Below are 6,864 nucleotides of genomic sequence, written 5' to 3'. Positions count from 1 at the left end.
CCCTGCCGATGAACAGGCCAAGGAGTGCCGCCACAAAGGACGCCAGGAGGATCAGCACCAGCATCAGCCCGCCATCCCGCCAGGACAGCCGGAAGCAAATGCCCGCCGTCACCACAGAGGACAGGCTGCCGAAAAGAAAGCCCACCGTGACCTTTTGCAGCACATACTGGCTGGGGCTCATGGGCAGGATTTCATTGACCAACGCCACGCCATCCTCCTTTTCGGAGAGGATGTTCATGGCATTGAAGGTGCAGCCCATGAACATGGCCACAATCAGCACCCCGGGGACGAAGATGTCCTGGAAGTGTTCCAGGAGGTCGGGGCGTTCCAGCATCAGGACACGGGCCTGTTCCGCCGTCCCGCGCTGCTGGAAAAGGGCCGGGAGGGTGGCCGCCGCCTGTTGGAAAACCTCCAACTCGTCCCCGCTGACCGCCGTTCGGATGCCCGCACCCTCCCCCTTTACCCCAATGACGTTGGTGGAGGGCTCGTTGATGGCGGCGTTCCATGCCCCCTCTGTTTCATACACCGTCACCGGGCCGTAGCGCTCCAACCAGTGGACTGTCTGGGGGGACAAATCCTCCGCCAGCACGGCAAAGTGGAGCTCCCCCAGGCTGGACAGGTCGATGGAGCCCATACATTGCATCCCTACCGCCACCAGGATGGGCAGCAGGAAAGTCATGAGGCAAAACTTGTCCTTCCAGACGCTTTTCAGTTGGTATCGTATGCCGTTCACTTCTCACCCCTCCTTTCTCATTTCCCGGCGGAACGCAAGCCGTACCATCAGGAACAGCAGCACCACCGTCCCGGCGGCCCCGAGATAGTAGGCCGGGGAGACCGTCCCGCCAAAGTAGGCGGTTTTCAACCCCATGTAGACGTGGTAGAAGGGGTGCCCGCCGATCCAATCAAGCTTCACCGAGGTGTTGGCGGAGAGAAAGACAGGGGTGGCGGCAAAGATGGCAATCACCAGATAGGCCAAGGTAAATTGCCGGAAATCCTTCAACAGCAGGGCGCACAGCAGCCCCACCAAGGCCATCATCAGGGACAGGAACGCCGTCTGGACCAAAACAGCAGGCAGCACCGCCGCCCCATCCAGCAAGCCCAGATTCAGCAAGGTCAACAGGGCGGCAAAGCCCAGGTCACAGAGCAGGAACACCGCCAGCTTGGACAGAAGGAACAGCTCTTTGGGGAGAGGGAGGACCCCGTGGACACGGATCACCCCCATCCCCTTTTCCTGAAACAGCACCCCGGCGATGCCCAGAAACCCCACGGCGGCCAGCTCGAAAAACAGCAGTTCACAGGTGATCTCCTTCCTGGCCTTTTGCTCCGGGGTGTTGCTCCCCAGGATTTGGGGCAGACGGCTGCTGTCGGGCCCCAGCAGGGACAGGGCATAGTCCGCCCGGTGGTGGTCAACCCCCTCTGCCCCCCGATAGAGCACCAGCTGTACCGTCCCTGTGCTGGCGTCCAGCCCCACGCCGTTGGCGTCCTCCAACAGCGCGGCGTCCAGGGCTTCCAAGCTGGGGACCGGCTGCACCAGGGGCGACACCTGGGTTTGTGTCCCCCCGGGGTCGTACAGATACACGTGATAGGGGGGCATCTGCATAAAGCGGAGATACCCCAGGTTCACATACGCCGTGTAGAGCAGCAGGAAGCCCAGGGCCAGGAGAAAGAATTTCCCCGACACCAGCATCCGAACATCCTTTTTCAACAAGGCGCCAAAGTGGTTCCACATCAGGACAGCCCCCTTCCCGTGTACTGGATGAACACATCCTCCAAGCTCGGCTCCTGGGTGTGGAGGCCGATGAGCTCGTCGCAGGGAAAGGGGAGACCCGCTTCCAGGGCCTGTGCCGCTAGGGTCCTGGTCTCCCGGCGGCCCTGATACAGATAGTCCACCGTCACCTGGCGGCTGCTCTGTTCCTCCTTCAACTGTTTGGGGGTATCCAGGGCCACCAGCCTGCCCCCTACGATGAACGCCACCCGGTCACACAGCAGGTCGGCGTCCATCATGTTGTGGGTGGTCAGGAACACCGTGGTCCCCTTGGCCCGCTCCTGCTGGATGATGGAGCGGAACAGCACCGCCCCGGCGGGGTCCAGGCCACTGGTGGGCTCATCCAAAAACAGCAGCCGGGGACTGCTGATGAGGGCCCGGGCCATGCTCACCCGCTGGCGCATCCCCTTGGAGTAGGAGGCCACTGGCTTGTGCCAGGCCTCTGGGTTCAATTCCAAGCACTCTAAGACCTCCCCGACCTCCCGCCGCTGCTCCCTGGGGTAGAAGGAGGCAAAATAGTTCAGGTTGTCCACAGCGCTCAAATTGGCGTACAGGTAGGGGAATTCAAAGAGGACGCCGATGGTTTGAAAGAACGCCTGGCTGCGGGCTGTGGTGATGTCCTGGCCGAACAGGGACACCCTCCCGCCGTGGCCCTTCAGGATGCCCGTGAGAATTTTTTGCGTGGTGGACTTCCCAGAACCGTTGGGCCCCAGAAAGCCGAAAATCTCCCCGTCCTCCACGGTGAAGTCCAGGCCGTGAAGGGCCTGTTTGCCTTTGCCGTAGGCGAAGGTCAGGTTTCTTACTTCAATCACTGGCCGTCCCCCCACTTCCCCCGCTGGTTTTTCTCCCGCCGGCGTTGGCTCCACCACTGCATGAACTTGAGCTTCACAGGGATGGAGAGCAGCACCACCGCCACAATCACCAGCCACCAGTACCATTGCAAGCCTAAAAACATCAAAAACCCTCCTTATTTGTGATAAGGAGAGTTTAGGCCAGCGGTGTGAAATTGGCGTGAGGCTCCGGTGAAATCCAGGTGAACTTATCCAAGCGGGAGGGAGAAATAGAACCGCATCCCATCCGCCAGGGCTTCCGCGCCATAGGGGCGCTGCTGCATGGACAAAATCTGCGCCACGATGGACAGCCCCAGCCCGGAACCACGGTAGGGGGCGCTGCTGTCCCGGTAGAATTTCTCCCAGAGCTTGGGCAGCTCCGTTTCCGGGACTGGCCTGCCCTGGTTGAAGATGGAGAAGTGCAGAGCCCCGTCCCCTTCGGTGAGCGCCAAGCGCAGGACGCCCCCGGGGCACACATTTTTCCTGGCGTTGAGGATCAGGTTGTCCAACACCTGTTCCATGCGCCGGCGGTCGGTCTCCACAAAAACTTTGTGCGCCGGCAACTGGTACTCCAGGGTAAAGTCGGCGTCTGGGGTGTCCAGCAAAAGCCGCCCGGCCACGGTTTCCACCAGTTCCACAAAGTCAAAACGGCTGAGGTCCAGCGCCGTGGCCCCGCTTTCCAGGGCGGACAGGTCCAGCAAGGTCACAATCAGGTTATTCATGCGCTCCACTTCGGAGACAATCACCTGGGCGTACTTCTGCTGTTTGGCTGGGTCCGTCTCCTCCTGCAAGCCCTCGGCGTAGGCCCGGATGATGCCCAGGGGCGTTTTCATCTCGTGGGACAGGCTGTCCACCAGCTCCTTGCGCTCTGCCAAGGACTGTTCCAGCCGGGCCAGGGCGGTTTGGAGCTTGTCCGCCATGGTGCTGAGGCTGTGGGAGAGCTCCCCAAATTCGTCCTGGGAGGACACAGCGCAGGGGGTTGAAAAATCCAGGCCAGCCATGCGTTTGGCGGAGGCGTTCAGATGAGAAAGGGGCTTGGAGATGAAGCGGCCCAGGAAGGCGTCCATGCCCAAAACCACCAGCAGCGCCAGACCCAGCCAGAGCCAAAAGGAAACCCTCTCGCTGAGGGGCAAGGCGGTGGACAGGAGGTAAGCGGCAACCAGAACGATGCCCGCCAGCTTGGAGAGCATCACGATCTTTTTCCGCACCGTGCGCAGGGAGAACCATGCTTTCATACCGTCACCTCGAATTTGTAGCCGGAGCGGATCAAGGTGACGATATGCCGTCCCTCCTCCCCCAGCTTTTGCCGCAAGGTCTTGATGTGGGTGTCTACGGTGCGGGTGCTCCCCTGGAAGTCGTAGCCCCAGACCCGGTTTAGGAGCTGTTCCCGGCTGAACACCTGGCTGGGATTTGCCATGAGGAAGGCCAGCAAGGCGTATTCCTTATGGGTTAGGGTGAGCGCTTGGCCGTCCAGGCAGGCCCTGTGGGCGTTGGGTTGGAGGGAAATCTTCCCGGCGTAGATGGTCCCGGCGGGGGCGGCGGAGGCCCGGCGCAGGAGGGCGTTTACCTTGGCCAGCAGTACCTTGGGGCTGAAGGGCTTGGTCATGTAGTCGTCGGCCCCGTAGTCATAGCCCTTTAGCTTGTCCGCCTCGTCCCCCCTGGCCGTGAGCATGATGATGGGCATGCTGCTTAGCTCCCGCGCCAGCTTGCAGACGGAAAAGCCGTCCAAGTGCGGCATCATCACGTCCAGGATCATCAGGTCCATGGGATGGTTTTTTAAGATGGTCAGGGCATCCACACCGTCACCGGCGGTGAAGCAGGTATGGCCGCCGTTTCCCATGTACTCTGCAAGGATTGCTTGCATGGCCTGTTCATCTTCCACAATTAGAATGTTTGCCATAGTCCCTCCCAGCCGTTGCCCTATACCTTATTTCTTTTGATTATATTTCCTTCTGGTGGAAAAGGCAAGGGATAAATCGGGCTTGTGCCTGGGGGAGGTCTTTGTTACAATGGTATGGTGATAGGAAAGGAGGCCCCCATGGAACTGAATACCCCTTTGAATACCCTTCCCGGCATCGGCGCGGCCCGGGAGGCGGCCTTGGGGAAGCTGGGCCTCCACACTGTGGCGGATTTGCTCAGCCACTTCCCCCGGGACTATGAGGACCGCCACCTCTACCCAAACATCGCTGCCCTGCCCCAGGACGTGCCGGTGTGCTTCCAGGCCATGGTGGCGGAGCCCTTCCGTTCCAGCTATATCCGCAAGGGCATGACCATCACCCAGGGGCGGGTGGTGGACGACACCGGGCAAGTGGCCCTGACCTTTTTCAACCTGCCCTATGCCAAAAAGGTCCTGGAAGAGGGACGGAGCTTTGTATTTTACGGCGTTGTCACTGGTGGAGGACGGCGGGCCATGGCCCATCCCCAATTCCAGCGGGTGGAGGACTACAACGCTGGGGACCCCATCCAGCCGGTGTATCCTCTCAGCGCCGGGGTGAGCAACCAACGGCTGTTGGAGCTGATGCGCCTGGCTATGGACTGTATCCCCCAAATCCAGGAGACCTTGGAGGTGGAACTCCGGCGGCAGTATGACTTGGCCCCAGTGGAACAGGCCTACCGGGCAGTCCACTTCCCCAAGAGTTGGGAGGAGCTGGAAACGGCCCGGCGTCGGCTGCGCTTTGAGGAGCTGTTCTGCCTGAACCTGGGGCTGGCCCTGATCCGTACCCGGCGGGAGGAACAGCCGGCGGTGCCCTTTGCCCGGCAGGACTTGGGATCGTTTCTGGAAAACCTCCCCTTCCAGCTCACCCCGGCGCAGCTGCGTTGCGTCCAGGAAGCGGCGGAGGATTTGAAAAAGCCTGCCCCTATGAACCGGCTGCTGCAAGGGGATGTGGGGTCGGGGAAAACGGTGGTGGCCGCCGCCTGTGCCGTGTTGGCCTGGGAGAACAGCTGCCAAGCGGCCCTCATGGCCCCCACAGAGCTGTTGGCCCAGCAGCACCACCGGACCTTGACGGAACTGCTGGCCGGGACCGGGATGCGGGTGGGATTGCTCACCGGCTCCATGACCCCCGCACAGAAGCGGGACTGCCGGGGGGCCCTGGAAGCGGGGGAGATCGACCTAATCGTGGGCACCCACGCCCTGCTCAGCGGGCCCGTGGCTTTCCGCCGCCTGGCTCTGGTAATCACCGACGAGCAGCACCGCTTTGGCGTGGACCAGCGTTCCGCCCTGGCGGCCAAAAGCGGCCAGGGGGAGGCCAAACCCCATGTGCTGGTGATGTCCGCCACCCCCATCCCCCGGACCCTGGCCCTGATGATCTACGGGGACTTAGACCTCTCAGTGATTGACCAGCTCCCACCAGGACGTAAGGCAGTGGAAACCTACCTGGTGGGCCAGGATAAGCGGCAGCGGCTGTACAACTTCATCCGCAAGCAGGTGGGGCTGGGACGGCAGGTGTACCTGGTGTGCCCGGCGGTGTCCGAGGAGGACCCGGAGGGCTTGAAGGCCGCGGAGCAGTACGGCCAAGAACTCCGGGATCGGGTGTTCCCCGACTTACGGGTAGCCATCGTTCACGGGCGGCAGAAGGCCAAGGAGAAGCAAGGGGTGATGTCCGCCTTTTCTCAAGGACAGGTGGACTTGTTGGTGGCTACCACGGTCATCGAGGTGGGGGTGGACGTACCCAACGCCTCCCTCATGGTCATTGAGGACGCGGACCGCTTCGGCCTCAGCCAGCTCCACCAGCTCCGGGGCCGGGTGGGACGGGGGGGGCACCAGTCCTATTGTGTGCTGGTCAGCGGCAACCGCAACCCCCAGACCCGCCAGCGGCTAAAGGCCCTCTGTGCCACCACCGACGGCTTTGCCCTGGCAGAAGAGGACTTGAAGCTCCGGGGACCCGGCGACTTCTTTGGCGCCCGGCAGCATGGCCTGCCTCAGTTGAAGTTGGCCAGCTTGGCGGGGGATATGCGTCTGCTCCACCAAGCCCAGGCAGCGGCCAGGGCGGTGTTGGAGGGGGACCCGGCGTTGGAGCAGCCCCAGCATGCCCCCCTGCGGCGGCGGGTGGAGCAGTTGTTCCGGGAAAATCGGGATATTTTTAATTGAGGGAACGGCTGTATAAAGTTGTTGGGTTTGGTGGATATTTTGTTTTATTATACAATCCAGGAATTTCCTCTTTTGGGAGGGCTATTTTTAGGGCACACCGCCAGGTGTGCCCTTATCGTTTGCCCCGCACGCGCCATGCAACCAGCAGAAGGTGCTGACCCTGGTTCTCACCCTCGCCA

At 61.7% G+C, this 6,864-nt stretch carries 7 protein-coding genes; 1 reads left to right on the top strand and 6 read right to left on the bottom strand.

The features are described 5' to 3' along the window. The 6 genes from ACTOZL_RS09855 to ACTOZL_RS09830 all read right to left on the bottom strand — a co-directional run. On the bottom strand, window positions 1-733 hold a 733-nt coding region (locus tag ACTOZL_RS09855), incomplete at its 3' end, for an ABC transporter permease (RefSeq protein WP_482478210.1). Between the two features lie 3 nt (window positions 734-736). Continuing rightward, entirely contained in the window at window positions 737-1,729 is a 993-nt protein-coding gene (locus ACTOZL_RS09850) for an ABC transporter permease (protein WP_482478209.1), read from the bottom strand. Then, window positions 1,729-2,577 (bottom strand): ABC transporter ATP-binding protein, encoded by an 849-nt coding sequence (locus tag ACTOZL_RS09845; RefSeq protein ID WP_482478208.1) that lies wholly within the window; start codon window positions 2,575-2,577, stop codon window positions 1,729-1,731. Before ACTOZL_RS09845 ends, ACTOZL_RS09850 begins: the two co-directional genes overlap by 1 nt. Continuing rightward, window positions 2,574-2,720 (bottom strand): hypothetical protein, encoded by a 147-nt coding sequence (locus ACTOZL_RS09840; protein WP_482478207.1) that lies wholly within the window; start codon window positions 2,718-2,720, stop codon window positions 2,574-2,576. The genes ACTOZL_RS09845 and ACTOZL_RS09840 overlap by 4 nt, the downstream gene beginning before the upstream one ends. A gap of 84 nt (window positions 2,721-2,804) precedes the next feature. After that, the gene (locus tag ACTOZL_RS09835) at window positions 2,805-3,830 is read right to left on the bottom strand and encodes a sensor histidine kinase (protein ID WP_482478205.1); all 1,026 of its coding nucleotides are present in this window, start codon (window positions 3,828-3,830) and stop codon (window positions 2,805-2,807) included. Beyond that, entirely contained in the window at window positions 3,827-4,495 is a 669-nt protein-coding gene (locus ACTOZL_RS09830; protein ID WP_482478204.1) for a response regulator transcription factor, read from the bottom strand. The genes ACTOZL_RS09835 and ACTOZL_RS09830 overlap by 4 nt, the downstream gene beginning before the upstream one ends. 138 nt (window positions 4,496-4,633) lie before the next feature. Between ACTOZL_RS09830 and recG the strand changes: the two genes are divergently transcribed. Beyond that, window positions 4,634-6,685, top strand: a complete 2,052-nt coding sequence (gene recG / locus ACTOZL_RS09825) for an ATP-dependent DNA helicase RecG (RefSeq protein ID WP_482478203.1) — start codon at window positions 4,634-4,636, stop codon at window positions 6,683-6,685. Window positions 6,686-6,864 lie beyond the last annotated feature (179 nt).

Source organism: Evtepia sp. (assembly GCF_056797215.1).
Note: the sequence above shows the minus strand (reverse complement) of the source record. Positions and strands in the feature narration are given on the sequence as shown.

Bases quoted from the DNA above. Each gene is read 5' to 3' on its own strand.
- ACTOZL_RS09850 (WP_482478209.1), bottom strand. From the start codon at position 1,729: ATGTGGAACCACTTTGGCGCCTTGTTGAAAAAGGATGTTCGGATGCTG.
- ACTOZL_RS09830 (WP_482478204.1), bottom strand. From the start codon at position 4,495: ATGGCAAACATTCTAATTGTGGAAGATGAACAGGCCATGCAAGCAATC.
- ACTOZL_RS09835 (WP_482478205.1), bottom strand. From the start codon at position 3,830: ATGAAAGCATGGTTCTCCCTGCGCACGGTGCGGAAAAAGATCGTGATG.
- recG (WP_482478203.1), top strand. From the start codon at position 4,634: ATGGAACTGAATACCCCTTTGAATACCCTTCCCGGCATCGGCGCGGCC.
- ACTOZL_RS09840 (WP_482478207.1), bottom strand. From the start codon at position 2,720: ATGTTTTTAGGCTTGCAATGGTACTGGTGGCTGGTGATTGTGGCGGTG.